This is a genomic window from Flintibacter sp. P01028 (assembly GCF_041925235.1).
In the GTDB taxonomy this organism is placed as follows: Bacteria; Bacillota; Clostridia; order Oscillospirales; family Oscillospiraceae; genus Lawsonibacter; species Lawsonibacter aceti.
This window is the reverse complement of record NZ_JBHEVC010000005.1, coordinates 169,531-187,365: the sequence shown is the minus strand read 5'-3', so window position 1 is coordinate 187,365 and position 17,835 is coordinate 169,531. Positions and strand designations below refer to the sequence as shown.

The following is a 17,835-nucleotide window of genomic DNA, read 5'->3' as shown; positions in this document are numbered from 1 at the left end:
AAAAAATTGGGCTTAGACCATGCCGGCCTTTTCCATAACATCTCTATAAACGGTTCCTGCAGTCTCAACGATATCCGTGACCTCTTCCTCGGTCATTACCTCGAAGGTGTCGTTCTCGGTCAGGAAGCCCATGGTCTTCAAATAATCCTGATACTCCTGGGAAGCAATAGCGGTGTTCAACTGCTCCTTCAGGTAATCGACAATGGCATCGGGGGTATCGGTGCGGACAGCGACCCACTTGAGGCCAGTGATAACGTTCAGGTTCTCCACGCCGTAGTCACCCAGCAGGGGGACGTCCGGCAGGATGGGGCAGGCCACGGAGTCAAAGATAGCAACCACTTCCAGCTCATCCAAATGCTTCACGGCATCGGTGGCATCAGAACAGGAGAACAGCGCCTCGCCATTGAGCACGGCAGTGATAGCGCCGTTAGATCCGTCGTAGACCATCTTGGTGCCTTTGTCGATACCCAGTTGGTCCAGGGTGGTGATTGCCGCGATGTCGGCATAGCCACCGGCGTTGGGGAGGGCATACACGAACTCATTGTTCTTGATGTACTCTAGGAACTTGTCGACGTCGGCCAGATCAGAACCCTTCTTGACGCAGATGGTTGCCTGCACACTGGGGGTTAGCATGGACAGGAAACGAAAATCGTCCAGAGAATAGGCCAGCTCGGAGTTCAGGATGGGCTGGGAAATGCCGCAGGCATTGGCCATGGTAAGCAGAGTGTGGCCATCCGCGTCGCGGGCGGCGGCTTCCGCAGCGCCCAAGGTCTGGCTGGCACCCGCGATGTTTTCCACCACGACGGTGCCGAAGGTAAGCAGGTCCGCACAGGCACGGGTGGGCAGATCGACGGCGGCGCCAGCGGCGACCGGAGCGATCCAAGTCACGGTGCCGGAGGGATAATCCGCCAATTCGTCGGCTTTATCTCCTGCGGGGGTGCTGGATGCGACGGGAGGGGGAGTGGTGGAGCTGTTGGGTTCCTTGCTGCTGGAGGAGCCGCACGCAGTGAGCGACAGTGCCATGGCGAGAGCAAGAGCTGTAAACTTTTTCATCTTTTGTGCCTCCTAATTATATTTTGATTTGAAAGTTATTTTTAAACAAAACAAATTTCATTTTGATTTTAATGGGGGAGTAATGGACAAGTCAAGCCACAATTTGGGGATTCCCAATAAATACGGCTTTTTTCACAAAGAACCACCCTTGGTTTTAGGCAATATAGCTGAATGACTTTGGGTTAGAATTTTATATTTTCGTCTTATTTCCTAACAATTTTTTGGCATAGTTTGACAAAGATAGGAATCGGCCTACGAACGTATGTTTCCATGCCGGAATTTGAATGTTTTTTCTTGACAGTCAAAATAAGAGGGGGTATCATATGTTTCGAAACGAAAGTTTTTGAACTATAAACGAGAGAATTGTTAAAGGAGAGAGCAGTATGAATATCCCGTCGACTCCACAGGACTTGTCCACTTACCTGGATACCCACTTCACCTGCTCCTGCGGCCGGGAGCATTACGCACCACTGAAGCGGGTCAGCATACGCAAGGACGCGCTGTACGATCTGCCCCGCTGTGCTAAGGAACTGGGATTTCGCAGCCTTTACCTGATCTGCGACACCGTCACCTATGACATTGCCGGTCGGCGCTGCATGGAGATCTTGGCGGAGGAGGGTGTCACTGCAGCGGTGCGGATCCTGGAGCACATCGGCTTTGACGAGGCTACGGTGGGAGAACTGCTCTTTTATATGCCCAGAGACTGCGATTTGATGGTGGCGGTCGGCACGGGTTCCATCAACGACATGACCCGCTTTTTAAGTCACCGGATGGGGCGCCCCTTCTTCACCGTCGCGACAGCGGCACCTATGGACGGCTTTGCTTCAGCCCTTGCCGTGCTGAACATCAATCATTTTAAGACCTCCGTAAACGCCCAAACGCCCACGGCCATCGTTGGCGACACGGAGATTTTGAAAAATGCACCGTACCGTATGATCGCCGCCGGCCTCGGTGACTTGCTGGGTAAGTCCACCTGTCTTTGTGACTGGAAGCTGTCCCGGCTCATCAACCGGGAGCACTACTGTGAAAATCTCGTGGCTCTGGTGGAGAACTGCGTGCAGCAGGTGCTGAGTCAGACCGACCGGGTGAAGGAGCGCGACCCGGAGGTGCTCGGAAAAATCATGGAGGGGCTGGTGCTGACCGGAGTTGCCATGAGCCTCTACGGGAACTCCCGTCCCGCCTCCGGCTGCGAACATCACATTTCCCATTATTGGGAAATGATGTTTGAGCAGTCGGGAACACGGCCTGTCCCCCACGGGACTCAGGTGGGGGTAGGCACGGTGCTGATCCTCAAGTTAGTGGAGGCGCTCAAGGAGACGCCGGTGGACTTTGAGACAGCTCGCGCCGCCGCCCACGCCTACTGCCCAGAGGTTTGGGAGAAAGAGGTTCGGGATGCATACGGACCGGCCGCCCAGGGGATCATCGAGTTGGAGCAGATTGCCCATAAAAACAGCACGGAAGACCGGCTGCAGCGAATTGACACAATGCAGGCGCATTGGAGCGAAATCCTGAACCTGCTGGATGCCCTGCCCAGGTCGGAGGAAGTGAGTGCTGTCCTGAAATCCCTAGAGTCGTCCTGTACTCCGGCGGAGATCGGCGTGGATACGGAGCTGCTGAAAAAAACCCTCCTTTACTGCAAGGAGGTCCGTCCACGCTATACGATTCTCCAAATGCTGTGGGACTTGGAACTGCTGAAGCCGCTTGTAGAGACGATACTGTGAGGACTGTGCTATGCCTCCCATTCATATTATGCTCAAGCCCGCGTCGGGGCTATGCAATATGCGTTGCCGCTATTGCTTCTATTCAGATGAGATGAAAAACCGGACTACGCCCTCTTATGGGTTTATGTCCCGCGACACGCTGGAAGCCATCGTCTGCAGGACCCTAGAGTCTGCCGAGGGAGAGTGCACATTCGGCCTGCAGGGTGGAGAACCGACGCTGGCAGGACTGGACTTTTTTAAAACGCTGGCAGAGTTCCAGGAAAAATATAATACAAAGGGCCTTGTCATTCATAACGCTTTGCAGACAAACGGATATCTGATCGATGAGAGCTGGGCGGCTTTTTTTGCAGAAAACCATTATTTAGTCGGCATTTCTCTGGACGGATATGACAGCCTTCACAATCTCTACCGCAGAGATGCGGAGGACAAGGGGACTTTTGAACGGGTCATGCATACTATAAAACTGCTGGATCAGTACAAGGTGGACTATAACATTCTTACTGTTGTGACAGCACAGACGGCCAAACACATTAAGGAGGTTTACAAGTTTTTTGCGCGGAAGAATCTGCGCTACCAGCAGTATATTCCCTGCCTTGACCCGTTGGATGCGCAGCGGGGAAAAAACAAATATTCCCTGACACCGGAGCTGTACGGACGCTTTTTGACGGATCTGTTCGATTTGTGGTATGACGACGTGATCCATGGCAGATTTATTTACATCCGTTATTTTGAAAATCTGCTGGGTATGTTGCTAGGCATGGCACCGGAAAGTTGCGGTGTCAGCGGAGTCTGCTCCTGCCAATATGTGGTAGAGGCAGACGGAAGTGTGTACCCCTGCGACTTTTATATGTTGGATGAGTATAAGCTTGGCACGCTGACGATGGACAGCTTTGACCAGCTTAAGCAGCGGCGGCAGGAGCTTCGCTTTATAGAAAACTCTGCCGTCTGGCCGGAACAATGCGGCACTTGCTGTTGGCGGAGCGTGTGCCGCAACGGTTGCCGCCGCGACCGCCTATTGGGGGAGGATGGGACGGTTGGCCTAAATTATTTCTGCTCCGCCTATCAGGCCTTTTTCTCCCATGCCATGCCGCACCTGGAACTGTTGTGCAGGGAGATCGTCCGTAACGGACGCCCCGAAAAGTAGGAAAACGCTCTGCCTCGATATGAGGCAGAGCGTTTCTGCGTAGGTTCTGCATAGACCGTTCTACACAGGTTCCAGATGAGAAAAAGCTTTGTAGTTAGAGGGAACAAAAGATTCACCTCCTAAAGTTACAGAGGCAACAGGCGCTCATATATTGTTACGGATAACTGGACCTGCTGGCCACTGACCCAAGTTAGTAGCTATGGAAAACATCAACGCCGCTATGAGGATGCAAAGGAGGCTCACCCAGAAAATTGTCCGTTGAAGAAGCCGAATTCCGTATATGCGATGGTGTCAGGGTTTTCGATTTTTAGTTGCTGTCCATAATTCAAAGGGATCTCCAGCGTGACTGGTAGCGCATCCGCCTTTATCGTGACGGTTTTCACAAGCTCACCATCTACATAGAAATTATAAGTGCAATCCACCATAGCGGAGCCATCCACATGCCCGACGGAGACAGTCAACTCTTGGTACTTTTTTTGGAGGTTAAACAGTACCTGAGAGCTCCAAGCCGCATCTGAACGCAGGACATCCGTATAGGAGCAACCCCCGATCTGTATGCTGCGGCCATCAGATGCCTGCACAAGCTCAAAGTTGCCCAACTCATAGGGTGGACACACATCGAGCCAATTCTGCTCAAAAGGAACTGCATCTCCCTCGGATGTAAAAACTTTGGAAAACACGAGCGAGCCGTTTGCATCCATGTCTAACACCCCGCCACTTGCCAGAAGAAGGTCCGATAAAGAAACAAATGTTTTTCCACCTACAGAATAGCAGTCCAATTCAGCACCGTTTAAAAGCAGTCCAGTGTCCGAATGTTTCATGATGATTTGAGACTGATTTTTGAATTCAGATTCGATGTATTGCTCAAAGGCTTCTGGCTCCTGTGCCCGCAGATCTTGCAAAACTACATGGAGCGGTTCGGACGGCTGGAGTGCGTTAAAAATCAACGGAATACCTGCCGTGATTGCTGCCGTTATGAGGGCGATCAGAATGCGGATGCCGTTCTCGGATATCTTCTTTTTCATATTTTATCCCTTCCTGTTCTGCCGTCCTGCCAGGTATAAAGATATAGATTGACTGCAAAACCAGTGTGTTTAAAATCATCAGTTTTTCAGAATCTATTTTAACTTGATTTTCGTCTAAAAACAATATTTGAAGAATGATTTGGTGGGACCGAGAAAACGATACTTCCCATTGATTACAGTAGCCCAAAATATGACCGCAAAACGACTTCCCTCCATACTTGCGTTGATTGTAAATCTGTACTATTTTATAGATAAAGATAGGGGGCGAGACTGTGTTGAACTTATTTGTTCTGGATACAAATGGTCGTAAGGAATCGATGTATGTTTCTGCAGCTACTCCTAAAGATTTGTGCGCTACAGCTAAATGACAAACGCAGTGGACCGGCAAAGTTGCGCTGGAGATGCCCGATAAAGTGGTGCTTCGCTGCGCGGATACGGATGAACTGCTTGGCCTGATGGCATACATCGTTGATGGCAGGAACCTTGCGATGGAGATCGTCTATGTCGAGAGTGTAGACCACAGTAACGCAAACCCCCTTTATGCAGAGGGAAGAACGAAGAAATATATTGGAATTGCAAAAGTCCTGTTTGCCTGTGCGGTGTCTATTTCAATCAAAAATGGATATGACGGTGTTTTGGTGTTCAAGGCAAAAACGGGCGAATTAGTGGAATACTATATCCGTGAATTTGGCGCAAGCCGTGTTGGTTCCTATGATCTGTTCTGGCTGGTCATTTGGGAAGATGCCGCACAGTGGTGAATCAAAGACTTTGAAAGGAGTGACTGACATGGAGCAGAACCGTATGGATGAACTGGAAAAATTGAAGCGCATGGTGCGGAGAGTGAGTTTTATTTTCAGAGGGCGAATACGTGAAGTCGTGGTTTGACCACAGTTCCACCACAGACAGCTGTGGAAACAACGGAGGCCGTACGTTGCGAAAGTTCCGAAAACGATACCGATCGAAGCAAAAACAACTAAAAAAGCGAAAATTGTTTCAAAAAATATCTAAAATCGCTTGGTGAGAATGAGATTCCCAGTTCAAATCTGGGTAGCAGCTCCAAAAATCCTCAAAAACTTCAGCTTTGAGGATTTTTTGTTGCAAATTTTGACTTTTTGGTGTGGATCAAAATGTGGATCAGACCGTTGACCCACACCGTGACCCACGCGCCGAAAAGGCCGGAAAGGTTTAAAGAGTACAGGGCAGGAAGTTTATGCTTCCTGCCCTGCTTTCCTTTCTGGCTTATATGACCTGGTCCATGAGGTTTCCCATGGTCTGGGCGGCTTCGTCCTGCTTTTGCCTTGCTGCGTGGGTATAGGTGCGCAGAGTAAAGACAGCGTCGAAGTGCCCAAGCATGGAGGAGACAGTTTTCACGTCCACGCCGTTTTGCAGGGCGGTGGTGGCGAAGGTGTGCCGGAGATCGTAGAATCTGAGATGCTCCAATCCGGTGCCTTTCAGGATCTTTTTGTGGAGATTCACCACGATGTCCGGGTGGTACATGTCTCCGGTCAGGGGAGAGGGGAACAGATATGGATTGTCTGGATGATGGTCGTGTTCCAGGATCAGCAGATCCACCGCTGTCTGAGGGATGGACACTAGCCGCACGGAATTCTCTGTCTTGGGACGGGTAAGCTCCAGAGAACCGTCCGGGTTTCGGACATACTGCCTGCTCACCGAGATGGTTTTGCTCTGGACATTGAGGCCATCCCACCGCAGGGCTACCAGTCTCCCTTCCGCAACTCGCTGACCAGCTCCATATAGAACATGGGTAGCAGCTCCCGCCGCTGTGCGGCTTCCAGATAGGCCCCCATCTGCTTTGGGGAAAGAACTGTCATATATCCAGCTTCCGGGGCTTTGGGACGATGCAGTCCTTGCAGGGATTGTGGGGGATGAATCGCTCCTTCACCGCCCGGTCCAGAGCGACGTGGAGCATCAGGTGGACGCTGTGGACTGTGGTAGTGCTGAGTCCTTTGCTCTGGCTCTTTCCAATTTGGACTCTGCCGCTTTCTAATAACTCCTTGTAGAGCTTTTGCAGGTGCCGGGTGGTCAGCTTTTTCAGCTTGACAATCCCGATGCGAGGAATGGTATATTTCTCGGCCATCAGCTCATAGCGGTTGGCGGTGGCGGTGCGGATGTTTGGCTTGGCGTAGAGCTTATACCATGTCCGCAGCTAGGTGGCTGCTGTGTATTCAGTTGCTGCTTTGTTGACTTCGGCCTGAGTCCTACCCAGTACATTCTCGATGATCCGCTGGTCGGCCTTGTTGTCGTATTCAGCGGTGTTCCCCCCTCAGCGGCCATCCTTACGTTTTCCGATGTTCCCTTCGCCGTTGACTCGTTGTTTTGCCATGAGATATCCTCTTTTGAAGTTGCACAAAATATCCCAGAAGCGGAGAGAGGCTAGGGGAAATGAGCAGAGTTATCAGAATGTTATTATTTGAGAGGATAGGCGCACTCATTGTCAACACCATCGCAATTTCCGTCGTGGGGACCTCTATTGTTTTCAGCGTAGTAATTCCTAGGGATATCACATCCAGCCTATGATCAAGCCGCCCTGGGGCAACTCCTCGTAGCGTTTGCAGATTAATTTTTCACTCAAGTTACCTCTTCTTGCTTTCTTCTCTGCAGAATTTTAGTTCTTATTTTGCGGGAGCTCTCTGCCTGACGATTGGACAACTTCTTGTTGCCCAAAGGGCTGACAAACAGGATTCTGAGAAAAATAAAACCCGGGCATATGGGAACGGTACGATACTCGGCAGAGACCTGCCTTGTTTCGTATGTTTCTCATGCGCCCGGCGATTCGGTGGAGACTTTTCATTCGACGCTGACTGGCTGTCAGTGTACCTCTGTGCTCGGTGCAGCATTGCTGCGGCTGTTTAAATTGTGCTTTTATTTTAAGAAAACGGATGTTCTGTGTCAATGCCGAAATTATGGAATAGCAACCAACGATAGGATTCCTTCACCGCCTTGGGTATCTCATAGCGGCCATCATCCAAAACACTGACAGATGAGCCCGTATCTGGCATAGTGCAAAGAATCGCCTGCAACAATGCGAAAATGTGTCACAAATGAGCGCCCAGGAAAGCTACCCCTACAGGCAGGTCGTTATATCTCTTCCGACGGATATGAAAGAACACTGAGATAGCGATTACTATCCCAGTGTTCTTTTTGAGCTTGCAGGGGTCCGCACCTCCAAAAGAAGGGTCACTCCCTGTGCTGCTCGCGTTCAATGATCTCCTTGCACATATAGGCATCCGCGTCTAGCATGCCATTGGATGCTATGCGGCCCAGCATGGCCAGCGTATCATCGGCACTATAGCAAACGATGCCGTCGCCATCCGGGATCGCCGCTCCGATGCTGGCCATTCTGGCAGACTCGATGGCGACACCTACCGCTGTGGACAGCTTCATAGCGCAGCCAAACTTGGCACCATCACACAGCACGCCACCAATGCTGCCTACGATATTTTTGATCGTCATCTCGATCTTATCATAGTCATCATCCAGCAGGAAGGATACGCCGCAACCGATGCCGATGCTGGCCGCAATGGCACAGGCACACATAGCAGACAGGCGGCCGATATGGCTCTTGATGTATATTGTCATGAGGTAGCTGAGTGCCACTGCACGGAGGAGAGTCTCATGGGAGCAGCCAAAGGCTTCCGCAATCGGGATGAGAGGCACGGATGCTGTGATCCCTACATTCCCGCTACTGGCACAGCTCATGGCAGAGAGATTTTCGCCAGACATACGTGCATCAGAAGCGGCAGCCGCTAGGACCTTGGCCCGGAGATAGATCGGATCTCCAGGAAGCGTTTGGATAGCAGCTCCGATGCCAGCACCTAGCTTGCCCTTCAGGCCCGCCTCGGACAACGCACGATTGATGCGTAACGCCTCGTCTAAGAAGGAGATATCCTCACGATCCACCTGTTTGGCAAATCGATAAAAATCACGGATTTTGAACGCACGGATCGGTGCCTTTGTCTCAAAGGTATGCGCATCTTGAAAATAGAACTCGTCTTTTTTGAGAAGTTGCTCATTGGCTTCTAGCAGGACCACGTTGGCGTGAGATTTTGCCACAACAGCATGGCCAATTCCGTTTTCAGTGGTGACGTACGCCTCGATGTAGACACCCATCCCCTCGTAGTCCCATTTGATCTCGACTGTGGCACACTCCTTGGCAAAGCGCTCCACTTTCTCTTGATCAAAATCTTTCATGGTCTTGAGGACCTCCAAACCCAGGGAAGAGTCGCCGTACATCGCTCCGGTGACAGCCGGCTTGAGGACGCCCATGAACGGAGTGCCCGGTGTAACGACTGCGATAGAGTTTTTATAGGTGTCCTTGTCCATCAGGACCCGGACCTGGAGCGGGGTACCACCCACCGCATCCTTGGCAGCGGCAGCTGCAAAGGCCACAGAAATGGGGCCGGTACAGCCCAGAGCGGGCTTCACTTCAGCCAGAAGGATATCCAGGATCGCTTGATCTGTCATAAAACAGTCTCCTCTTTTCTGTTAATTCTTTTCCAGGGACAGTAGCGGTTCACTCAGCCCTTCCACACCAGCCAGAGCCAAGATCGCCAACAGGATGCTTTGCGGGCCATAGTGGGAGTTAGTGGGATCGAACCATTCATTGACGGAATGTCCGCACATGGCAAATCCTCCCGCACTCATATGGATAGCAGGGATCCCCAAACTCAGCGGCACATTGGCGTCTGTGCCGCCGGCCACGTCCCAGAGATCAGGAGTTTGTCCCAGAGAGTAGGTCGCACCAAGAGCCGTTTGCACCATGACGGAGTGGATGGACTGAGTCCCACTGGGTGTGTCTCCAATCATTTCCACCTCCGCTGAGATAGTATCGGTGTTCCAACGCCGGTTCTCTTCCTGGACGGCTGCGTCTACTGCCTGCTGGAAGCCCTGCTCTAGCTTTTTCATCTCCGCACTATCCTCCGAGCGCAGATCAACAAACATGGTAGCCTCAGAGGCGATGGCCGTGATGGCAGTGCCCCCTTCTACCACGCCAACGGCAAAGGTGGTCTTTGGCCGGTCAGGCACTTGGATATCATCGATCTTGGCGATTGCCCGCCCCATGGCATGGATGGCGTTCGGCGTTCCGAAGTGCATATAACTATGCCCACCGGGACCGTGGAAGGTGACACGATAGCGGTTGCCACCCAGCCCCTGATAGATCATCTTCAGTCCCGCACCGTCCACGGCCAGGAAGCCGTCGATATCGCGATGATTGGCGAACATGGTCTTGCTACCCCGCATATTACCGTTGCATTCCTCGCAGACGCTGCCGCATAGCTTTAGGTTATGAACGGTGCGCAGGCCTGCGTGGTGGAGGGCATTGGCAATGGCAATGATTGCGGCCATGCCCCGGGCGTTGTCAGCGATGCCCGGCGCATAGTACTTCCCGTCCTCACGCAGTTCAGCATGGATCTCATTAATGCCATCGAACACGGTGTCCATATGTGCACAGGCATACAGCGTTGCTTTCCCTTGGCTGCCCGGCCACTGAGAGTAAACATTCCATACCTCATCCAAATAGACATTTTCCATCCCTGCTTTCTCCAACTGGTCGGCAAGGTAATCTGCCCGTGCCTTTTCTGAGAACGAGGGTGCCGGCGTTTCACACAAACGGACTTGATGGGCAATCGTCTCAGGCTCTGTGTCCTCCAAATATTGGAGTGCCTTTTTTACCGCATCATCATGGAGCAGCGTATCATACAGTGCCCATACTTTTTCGGAGACCAAACTCTTTCTTTCGCAACCCATAATAAAATTCCTCCTTAAGAATACAGAATCAAACAAGGTCAAATACCGGCACCGGGGCCAAGAGGTAGCTTGAAGATCATCCAGATGATCAGTTGGATAGTATATGTAAAGAAGATCGCAACAGAATAGGGGAGCATCAACGAGATATATGTGCCCATCTTGATAGGTTCCTTCTTGGGGTTGTACTGCTCCATGATACCAAGCACCACTGGGATGAAGGTGGACAGGGGAGAGATGATATTCGTAACGGAGTCGCCAATGCGGTAAGCCATCTGGGTCAGTGCCGGAGAGAACCCGACCTCAAAGAACATAGGAACAAAAATAGGAGCGAAGATCATCCACTTAGCTGAACCACTGACCAGGAAAAGGTTTGCAATCGCCACCAGGATGATAAACAGAACTGCCAGTGGGATGCCGCCCAGATGGAGCTTTTTCAGCAGTTCAGCGCCGTTGACCGCAATGATGGTTGTGATATTGCTGGTGTTGAAGAGCTTGATGAACAAGGATGCAGACAGGGATACGACCAGGAAGCTGGCCACGCTGTTCACGCCCTTGGCCATGATTAGAGAAATGTCCTTTTCAGATTTGATGACTCCGGCGCCAATGCCATATGCGATGCCTACGGTGGTGAAGAAGGCAAATAGCAGGAACATCAAAGAATCCATGAAGGGGGAAGAGGGAAGAATCTTGCCCTCAGGACTGCGGAAAAAGCTATGTTCCGGAACTGTGAGGCATAGCAGGATCAAGATAAAAATGACGCAGGCAATCCCCGCGAACTTCAATCCCCGCATCTCAGCAGCACTGACGGTCTTATCTTCGTCGGCCACATCCATCTTGGCAATGCCATACATCTGATCCAAGCGGGTAAAGGTAAACCGCTTGGCCACCAGGACGATCACAAATGCCACCGTGACCGTGGAGATCATCAGAAAATACCAGTTGATCAGTGGATGGATCCCTTCATGAGGGATCCCGGCTCCCTGTGCTACGCCTTGGGTGATCCCGGCTAGCATGGCATCAGATCCGGTGACCAGCAGATTGGCGCAAAATCCGCCAGCAAAACCAGCGTTGCCGATGATGACGCCAGCCAGAGGATTACGACCGATAGCTCCGAAGATCGTGCCGCCCAATACCATCGCCAGCATCCAGCCCGCATTGGAAGCGATACTGGCGTTGGCACCCACGAAGGCAAGCGCAAAGGTTATCAAGACGGTGGGCGCACCCAGTAAGGTCTTTTTAACCAGTGTGCGGACTAGACCGGTATAGTCAATCAGCGCAATGCCGAACATCATCACGATGATGATGCCCAATGGTGCGAAAGAAACATAGTTGGACACGAATCCCTTCATCGTAGCGTATAGCACATCACTGCTGAAGAGATTTTTGACTGCGACCGTAGTCTCTGCTAGAACGCCGTCCTTTCCGGCGGCCATATAGGTCACAGATACGCCCATATAGGACAAAATTGCAGACAATGCAGCAGTTGCGATGGTCAGATAGACAAACAGCATGAACGGCGTAGGAAGCTTATTTCCTGTTCGCTCGATAAAGTCGAAAAATCGATCCATGCCTTTTGCTTTTGGCTTTTGCGCGGTGTTGCTCATAACAGATTCCTCCTTTTATTTCTCACCGAGACAATGTCTCTACAAAAATATAAAGCAAAATTCGTGCCAACAAAAAGCCGGGGAAAAGTCCACCTTTTCCCCGGCTTTTTGTACGCACACTATAAATGGCCTGGCCCAAAAATGTATAAATTGTATTTGCTGTACTGCTAATAGCCGATTAAACCAGCACATCCGCAGAGGTGGCACGAAGCAAGCCTGCCTCTGTAAGGACCGTACCTCCACGGCCACGCAAAATCGTGACAAGGCCTTGCTGCTCCAACTTTTTTAGTATGGCTCGCGCCTGTTGCTCTCCCATAAAATAGCCCCGCTGTGTCATCTGTTTGGCAAACTCTACCCGCCCGATGCGGTAGCCGTTGCGATAATGATCCAGCAATATGGCAAGCGCTGTTTCCGTCTGCCCCTGTGTAGCCGGCTGCGGTACAGGCATAGGCTCTTCCGGGATTGGGACAGGTACCGGCGCACAGCTGCACGGAAGATCCTCTGTCCCCACGACGGATTTGCCAAGAACCGAGAAATATTCCACAAGATTGCGCAATTCCCGTATATTTCCCGGCCAGGGATATGTGAGGAAAAAACTGCGTAGAGCAGGGGAGAGCGCAAATTCGACCTGTCGTTGCTCCATAAAAAAACGGAACAGCTCCGGGATATCCTCGCGCCGGTCGCGAAGCGGCGGGATATATAAGGGCAGGACGCTGAGGCGGTAATAAAGGTCTTTGCGGAATCTACCCTCCGCCACCGCCCGGTGCAGATCCTGATTGGTCGCAGCGATGATCCGCACATCCACATCGGTGGTGTTATGGCCTCCCACCCGGATGACCTCATGTTCCTGAAGAACACGCAGCAGACGTGTTTGCAGTTGTACCGGCATCTCCCCAATCTCATCCAGAAAGACGGTCCCGTTGTGGGCAGCTTCGAACAATCCGGCTTTGCCTCCCTTGGCGGCTCCGGTAAATGCGCCGGATTCATAGCCGAACAGTTCGCTCTCCAGCAGTGATGGAGAAAATGCCGCACAGTTTACAGCCAAAAAGGGACCGTCCCGCCGGGGAGAGTGGCGATGGATGATGTGGGCGAAAAGTTCCTTGCCGGTACCGCTCTCACCCAGTAGCAACGCAGCTCCATCAGACTTCGCAATCTGGAGGGCAGTCCGTTTGCAAATGGCTAATCTTTGGCTGGTGCCTACCAAATCCTGCAAGTCATACTTAGCAGTGTTTCGTTTTTCCACAATGACCTTGCGATGCCGGATGAAGCGGCGCTGTTCTACATCGAAATTATTCATCATCAGCAGACCATATCGGTCCTTTTCACTGTCGGCTGGGATGATAGTAAGGATATAGTCACTGCCGTCAAATTCAATAACTTTTTCACTTACCTGGCCGTTCACCAGTTCATTCAGCGAAAGCGGCAGCAACTGGGTCACATTGCAGCGCAAAAGTTCCTCCCGGCTCATATGGAGGATAGACTGGACCTTAGCACTGCAATCGAATACGATGCCGTGACGACAGAATGTGATGGCTCCGTTGGTCATATGGTCGAATATCATGGACATCCGGTCCTCAGAGCGGGTATGCTCTTGAAATAGGGAATTGAAGCTGTTTACCGCAGGGAAGGTGCGGCGGGGATGGATCATGTCCTTACCGCGGTACAGATCTGCATCCATATCCAAACGATGGATGATATCCAACAGAGAGGAGCGGTCAATGACCTTCTCATCCAATAGAACAAGATCTGTTCTCGTATCTTCCATCATAGGGATGAACCAGTCATCCCCCCGGAATGCCAGCGCAGTAGGGGCCGTCCGGCAATTATTGAGCGACAGAAAGCGAAGATCACCGCGGAAGAGCTGGTGGATCAGCACCGTGATCTGCCGGGCACTATCCTCGTCGTCATCCAACAGCACCAGCAGTTCGTCTTTGGGGATCTGCATGATAGCCGGATATGTACTGCGTGTCAGGGTGACGGTAAGAGGGATATAACTCTCATAGCGGACTGACCGGCACACCGGTGCGTGGACCAAGTCAGAGTAGGTGAGAAGCACGTCTGTGCTATAAATGACGCCGGGGACTACCGTATCTTCGCAGATAGCCTCTATGTGGATAGTCCCCAGGAAGTAGTTCTCCAACGTATTTTGAAATCGTAGCATCTCTTGCTCATGTTTGACCACAAGGAGCAGTTTTTTCACAGTATGAGCCTCCAGTCTGGATATCTCTGCTGCACAAAACAGCCGCAACGATGTATTCGAATAAAAATATCATATCCTACAGGAAGATAAAAGTAAAGTCCAGGTGGCAGCCCCAAAGGTCCTGTACACGGGCAAGGCCTATGTCACGATGCCATACAGAGACCTGACAGCCCAGGATGCACAGCCACTCACCCAATATCGGACCACAGATACACTACCCCCGGTCTAGCATCTCACAGATCTTGGTGAAGATCTTCGTGCTGATATGCTCGTTACGGCCCGGCTTGGTGAGGGCATTGGTGGACATACCGTTGGACAGACGCAGGTCCTTTTTCTTTGCATTCTTATCAATCAGGAGTTTCCGCAGCGCTTGAATTGACTCCAACAGCAAATTATAATAAAAATGCTTATCTATGTGCGGGATAGGGCAACGCTGAGGAGCGACCTGAACAGCACATAGGGTGTGCGGGAAAGCAGCATCTTTAACGGATGCTGCTTTTTTGCTGCTTTTCCGGAAATAAAAGCGATAAACCCCGGGGCTTAAGAGGCAGAGTTCCTTCACTTTCCCTGTATGGCGGCGTCGAGAAACGGAGAAAACCATAGCCAAAAATACACATGTAACCTTTAGTGACCAAATCGTCATTGAAGTTGGTCTCAGAGAACGAAAAAGATTTTCTGTCATTGCAACGGAGTGGAGCAAGGACCAGGACCACAATATCCAAGGAAGTTCGTATGTATACTAAACTTAAACAAGCAGGAGAATATAATCCATGTATTGTCCGCAAAGATTGCAAACACTACAGCGATTTATGCAACTCTTGCCGATTTGCCTATGGGAAGTCCTGCAGTTCCTGTTACAAAGCTAAGTACATTGAAATATGCTAGAACTTTCAGTAGGAGAAATGCGAAAAACTGAATAAGACTCCGTATATCTGTGATGGATGCGAGCAGCGTCAAACTTGCAAATTGGAACGTCGTCTTTATGAAGCCAAATTTGCCTGGAAGGCATACGAAAATGCCCGCGGCACATCCCGGCGGGGCTTGCGGTAACACTGGCAGAGTTTAGCCAGATCTGAGTAGATAATACACATGAGATCATGCTGGACGAGACAACTATCTACAATTATATGGACACAGGTCTCCTGTTCCTTGGGGATATTGATTTGCCCAGAAAGGTGCGCTCAAGGTGCGCAGGAAGAAAACGTCTGTATGGGTAGATAAACAGTGCTATCTCGGAAGAACCTAGGAAGATTTTTTTGAGCACACAACAATCAATCCGGATATCCCCTTCGTGTAGATCGATACGGTATTTTTCCGCAGTTCCAAACTCATGCTGGCACTCCTGAGAGACCGGAACACTGCACGGTTTGCTGCAGAGGTTTTTGAGTGGTTATATAAAGCCCTTGAACATGAACAGTATTGCCGCCTATTCCAAATCATATTGACTGACAGGAACAGTAAGTTTACTGATTCCGTGGCTATTGCATATACCGAATTTGGTGAAGTACGAGCAGAGTTTTCTACTGCAATCCGCAGCATTCCGGACAAAAGAGTAGCTGTGAGGTTACACATAAATTTATTTTCTGTATCATCCCGAAGGGCATATCCTTTGACCATCTGCGGAAGAGGGATATTCTGTTTATGATGAGTCACATTAACTCCTATACAAGAAAAAAGCTGAACAGCCAATCTGTACGCCGGCTGTTCAGCTTCTTATATGGAGAATCCGCTTTGTCTTCCCTCGGCATTCAGGAGATCCTCGCCAACGATATTAACCTGACACCCCATCTGCTCAAGAAGTAAAACTAGGCTGCCGCCATTCGGAATATATCTGTATCTAGAGGTGGAAGTTACTCTGGCAAGATTTGCAAAAACGCTTCGATCTCCGCTTCGCATGCCTATCTCTTCGCTGAGTGTCCGGTTCATATATATGCTAAAACATCGGTCAGAAATATTTCAATTCCCTTTGTAAGAATAAATCTCAGATCGAGTAATGTTTGTAAAATTAACTTCTGGTTTTTCGAGGGTTGTATTACTTTCCCGGAAGTAAACCGCGCAGACTGGATGTTAATTTTGTAATCCGCCTGTACTCAGAGTATACACTAAAAATATTAATATATTTCCTCTATAAAGGATACCTCCTTTAGTGAAAGAGGTATGCTATGGAAACAAAATATCAAAAGCGGTACATTAGATTTGTCCTGAAGGTTCAATATTACTGGAAACTGCGCAGTTTGGCACGGGAAGCATTTGCCGATGAGATTGGAGAGTCATGGCCATTTGTTGCCAAAATTGAAAACCCGACATGTATTTTCGGAGTCTCTATGAAAACCATGTTCAGAATAGCGGAGGTCTAGAACATCCCTACAACGGGGTAATTACAGGTACTGGGACCAACGAATATTAGGACAATGGGGAGTAGCTTGCCTGTCAGCAGACTTTTTTCGTGGTCAGGGGAACATTCTCCACCTGTGGTACCGGGGCTGTTTAAATGGAGATGGAGATGTATTTGGGTGAAAACTAATGATTGACAATAAAAAGCCTGGATGCTATAATAAACATATAAAACCTGTAATACAGGTATTAACAGTTTCTGAGGGAGAACACATGAACAGTAAGCTATTGACCGATGAAGTGTATAACATTCTGCTCAACAAAATTACTGAAAAGGAGTGGAAGGTGGGGGATAAGCTCCCTTCAGAAAACAAACTTTGTGAGCAGTTTCATGTCAGCCGCATTAGCATTCGAACCGCCATCCAAAAGCTTCAGGCGCAAAACCTGGTAGTTACCAAGCCGGGAAAGGGGTCCTTCGTCAGCTCCAATCATATTGGCGAAAACATGATTTCATTTTCTATAGAAAAGATGAACATTACCAGCAACGAGTACCGGTATGTTATGGAGCTACGGCGGGCGATTGAATTTACCAGTGTGGAGTTGATGTGCCAACATGGTCAGTCCCAGGATTTTGAGGCGCTGAAAACCGCCCTGGATCATATGGTTGCCAGTGGTTCGGATGCCCGCAAGTATGTAGAGGCGGACTTTGAGTTCCATATGGCTATGATTAAGGGCTCTCACAACCCTTTGTTTGCTACAGTGATGAGGGGATGCAAGACCGAGTTGCTGAAATACTTTCGGGAGATGGCGGACGCCTCTGGCGGGAACTTCCAACGGGCGATTCAAAACCACTCAAATATTTATCAGGCAATTTTGGAGCGTGATGCAGAAAAGACAAAGCGGATTATTGAAGGAACATTTGAGTACAACCTGGAACGCTTTAAGAATCTATTTAAGGAGGAATAGGCCCTGAAACTTAAACGAC

15 protein-coding genes are annotated in these 17,835 nt (G+C 50.3%); 6 read left to right on the top strand and 9 right to left on the bottom strand.

The window, feature by feature from the left end:
- Nucleotides 1–12 precede the first annotated feature (12 nt).
- Nucleotides 13–1,053 (bottom strand): Bug family tripartite tricarboxylate transporter substrate binding protein, encoded by a 1,041-nt coding sequence (locus tag ACEVJK_RS10125; RefSeq protein ID WP_374740480.1) that lies wholly within the window; start codon nucleotides 1,051–1,053, stop codon nucleotides 13–15.
- Nucleotides 1,054–1,436: 383 nt separating this feature from the next.
- Here ACEVJK_RS10125 and ACEVJK_RS10120 point away from each other — a divergent pair, with 383 nt between their 5' ends.
- Both ACEVJK_RS10120 and ACEVJK_RS10115 read left to right on the top strand, forming a co-directional pair.
- Nucleotides 1,437–2,774: a sn-glycerol-1-phosphate dehydrogenase gene (locus ACEVJK_RS10120; protein ID WP_374740479.1), complete on the top strand. Its 1,338-nt coding sequence runs from the start codon at nucleotides 1,437–1,439 to the stop codon at nucleotides 2,772–2,774.
- A 10-nt stretch (nucleotides 2,775–2,784) separates the two neighbouring features.
- The gene (locus tag ACEVJK_RS10115; RefSeq protein WP_374740478.1) at nucleotides 2,785–3,918 is read left to right on the top strand and encodes an anaerobic sulfatase maturase; all 1,134 of its coding nucleotides are present in this window, start codon (nucleotides 2,785–2,787) and stop codon (nucleotides 3,916–3,918) included.
- A gap of 239 nt (nucleotides 3,919–4,157) precedes the next feature.
- On the opposite strand, the gene ACEVJK_RS10110 is transcribed toward ACEVJK_RS10115, so the two are convergent.
- Complete coding sequence (locus ACEVJK_RS10110) at nucleotides 4,158–4,943, bottom strand: hypothetical protein (protein WP_374740477.1); 786 nt, start codon at nucleotides 4,941–4,943, stop codon at nucleotides 4,158–4,160.
- Nucleotides 4,944–5,344: 401 nt separating this feature from the next.
- On the opposite strand from ACEVJK_RS10110, the gene ACEVJK_RS10105 reads away from it, so the two are divergent.
- Entirely contained in the window at nucleotides 5,345–5,701 is a 357-nt protein-coding gene (locus tag ACEVJK_RS10105; RefSeq protein ID WP_374740476.1) for a hypothetical protein, read from the top strand.
- A 481-nt stretch (nucleotides 5,702–6,182) separates the two neighbouring features.
- On the opposite strand, the gene ACEVJK_RS10100 is transcribed toward ACEVJK_RS10105, so the two are convergent.
- The 7 genes from ACEVJK_RS10100 to ACEVJK_RS10070 form a co-directional block, all read right to left on the bottom strand.
- A complete protein-coding gene (locus tag ACEVJK_RS10100; protein ID WP_374740506.1) occupies nucleotides 6,183–6,656 on the bottom strand; it encodes a site-specific integrase in 474 nt (157 codons plus the stop codon).
- Nucleotides 6,657–6,771: 115 nt separating this feature from the next.
- On the bottom strand, nucleotides 6,772–7,044 hold the full coding sequence (locus tag ACEVJK_RS10095) for a hypothetical protein (RefSeq protein ID WP_374740505.1): 273 nt from the start codon (nucleotides 7,042–7,044) through the stop codon (nucleotides 6,772–6,774).
- Between the two features lie 1,097 nt (nucleotides 7,045–8,141).
- Nucleotides 8,142–9,428, bottom strand: a complete 1,287-nt coding sequence (locus ACEVJK_RS10090; protein WP_240288808.1) for a serine dehydratase subunit alpha family protein — start codon at nucleotides 9,426–9,428, stop codon at nucleotides 8,142–8,144.
- Nucleotides 9,429–9,449: 21 nt separating this feature from the next.
- The gene (locus ACEVJK_RS10085) at nucleotides 9,450–10,712 is read right to left on the bottom strand and encodes a M20/M25/M40 family metallo-hydrolase (protein WP_374740475.1); all 1,263 of its coding nucleotides are present in this window, start codon (nucleotides 10,710–10,712) and stop codon (nucleotides 9,450–9,452) included.
- 38 nt (nucleotides 10,713–10,750) lie between these two features.
- A complete protein-coding gene (locus tag ACEVJK_RS10080; protein ID WP_240288804.1) occupies nucleotides 10,751–12,316 on the bottom strand; it encodes an AbgT family transporter in 1,566 nt (521 codons plus the stop codon).
- Nucleotides 12,317–12,494: 178 nt separating this feature from the next.
- Nucleotides 12,495–14,516, bottom strand: a complete 2,022-nt coding sequence (locus tag ACEVJK_RS10075; protein WP_374740474.1) for a sigma 54-interacting transcriptional regulator — start codon at nucleotides 14,514–14,516, stop codon at nucleotides 12,495–12,497.
- A 214-nt stretch (nucleotides 14,517–14,730) separates the two neighbouring features.
- Complete coding sequence (locus ACEVJK_RS10070; protein WP_374740473.1) at nucleotides 14,731–15,123, bottom strand: helix-turn-helix domain-containing protein; 393 nt, start codon at nucleotides 15,121–15,123, stop codon at nucleotides 14,731–14,733.
- 1,034 nt (nucleotides 15,124–16,157) lie between these two features.
- On the opposite strand from ACEVJK_RS10070, the gene ACEVJK_RS10065 reads away from it, so the two are divergent.
- The 3 genes from ACEVJK_RS10065 to ACEVJK_RS10055 all read left to right on the top strand — a co-directional run bounded on the left by ACEVJK_RS10065 (nucleotide 16,158) and on the right by ACEVJK_RS10055 (nucleotide 17,816).
- Nucleotides 16,158–16,319, top strand: coding sequence for a hypothetical protein (locus ACEVJK_RS10065; RefSeq protein WP_240288798.1), 162 nt, complete (start codon nucleotides 16,158–16,160; stop codon nucleotides 16,317–16,319).
- Between the two features lie 359 nt (nucleotides 16,320–16,678).
- Nucleotides 16,679–16,873, top strand: a complete 195-nt coding sequence (locus ACEVJK_RS10060) for an XRE family transcriptional regulator (protein ID WP_240288796.1) — start codon at nucleotides 16,679–16,681, stop codon at nucleotides 16,871–16,873.
- 166 nt (nucleotides 16,874–17,039) lie between these two features.
- A complete protein-coding gene (locus ACEVJK_RS10055) occupies nucleotides 17,040–17,816 on the top strand; it encodes a FadR/GntR family transcriptional regulator (RefSeq protein WP_240288794.1) in 777 nt (258 codons plus the stop codon).
- Nucleotides 17,817–17,835 lie beyond the last annotated feature (19 nt).

Coding starts and splice junctions, on each gene's coding strand:
- ACEVJK_RS10055 (WP_240288794.1), top strand. CDS start 17,040: ATGATTGACAATAAAAAGCCTGGATGCTATAATAAACATATAAAACCT.
- ACEVJK_RS10110 (WP_374740477.1), bottom strand. CDS start 4,943: ATGAAAAAGAAGATATCCGAGAACGGCATCCGCATTCTGATCGCCCTC.
- ACEVJK_RS10085 (WP_374740475.1), bottom strand. CDS start 10,712: ATGGGTTGCGAAAGAAAGAGTTTGGTCTCCGAAAAAGTATGGGCACTG.
- ACEVJK_RS10060 (WP_240288796.1), top strand. CDS start 16,679: ATGGAAACAAAATATCAAAAGCGGTACATTAGATTTGTCCTGAAGGTT.
- ACEVJK_RS10080 (WP_240288804.1), bottom strand. CDS start 12,316: ATGAGCAACACCGCGCAAAAGCCAAAAGCAAAAGGCATGGATCGATTT.
- ACEVJK_RS10120 (WP_374740479.1), top strand. CDS start 1,437: ATGAATATCCCGTCGACTCCACAGGACTTGTCCACTTACCTGGATACC.
- ACEVJK_RS10115 (WP_374740478.1), top strand. CDS start 2,785: ATGCCTCCCATTCATATTATGCTCAAGCCCGCGTCGGGGCTATGCAAT.
- ACEVJK_RS10105 (WP_374740476.1), top strand. CDS start 5,345: ATGCCCGATAAAGTGGTGCTTCGCTGCGCGGATACGGATGAACTGCTT.
- ACEVJK_RS10090 (WP_240288808.1), bottom strand. CDS start 9,428: ATGACAGATCAAGCGATCCTGGATATCCTTCTGGCTGAAGTGAAGCCC.
- ACEVJK_RS10125 (WP_374740480.1), bottom strand. CDS start 1,053: ATGAAAAAGTTTACAGCTCTTGCTCTCGCCATGGCACTGTCGCTCACT.
- ACEVJK_RS10065 (WP_240288798.1), top strand. CDS start 16,158: ATGATGAGTCACATTAACTCCTATACAAGAAAAAAGCTGAACAGCCAA.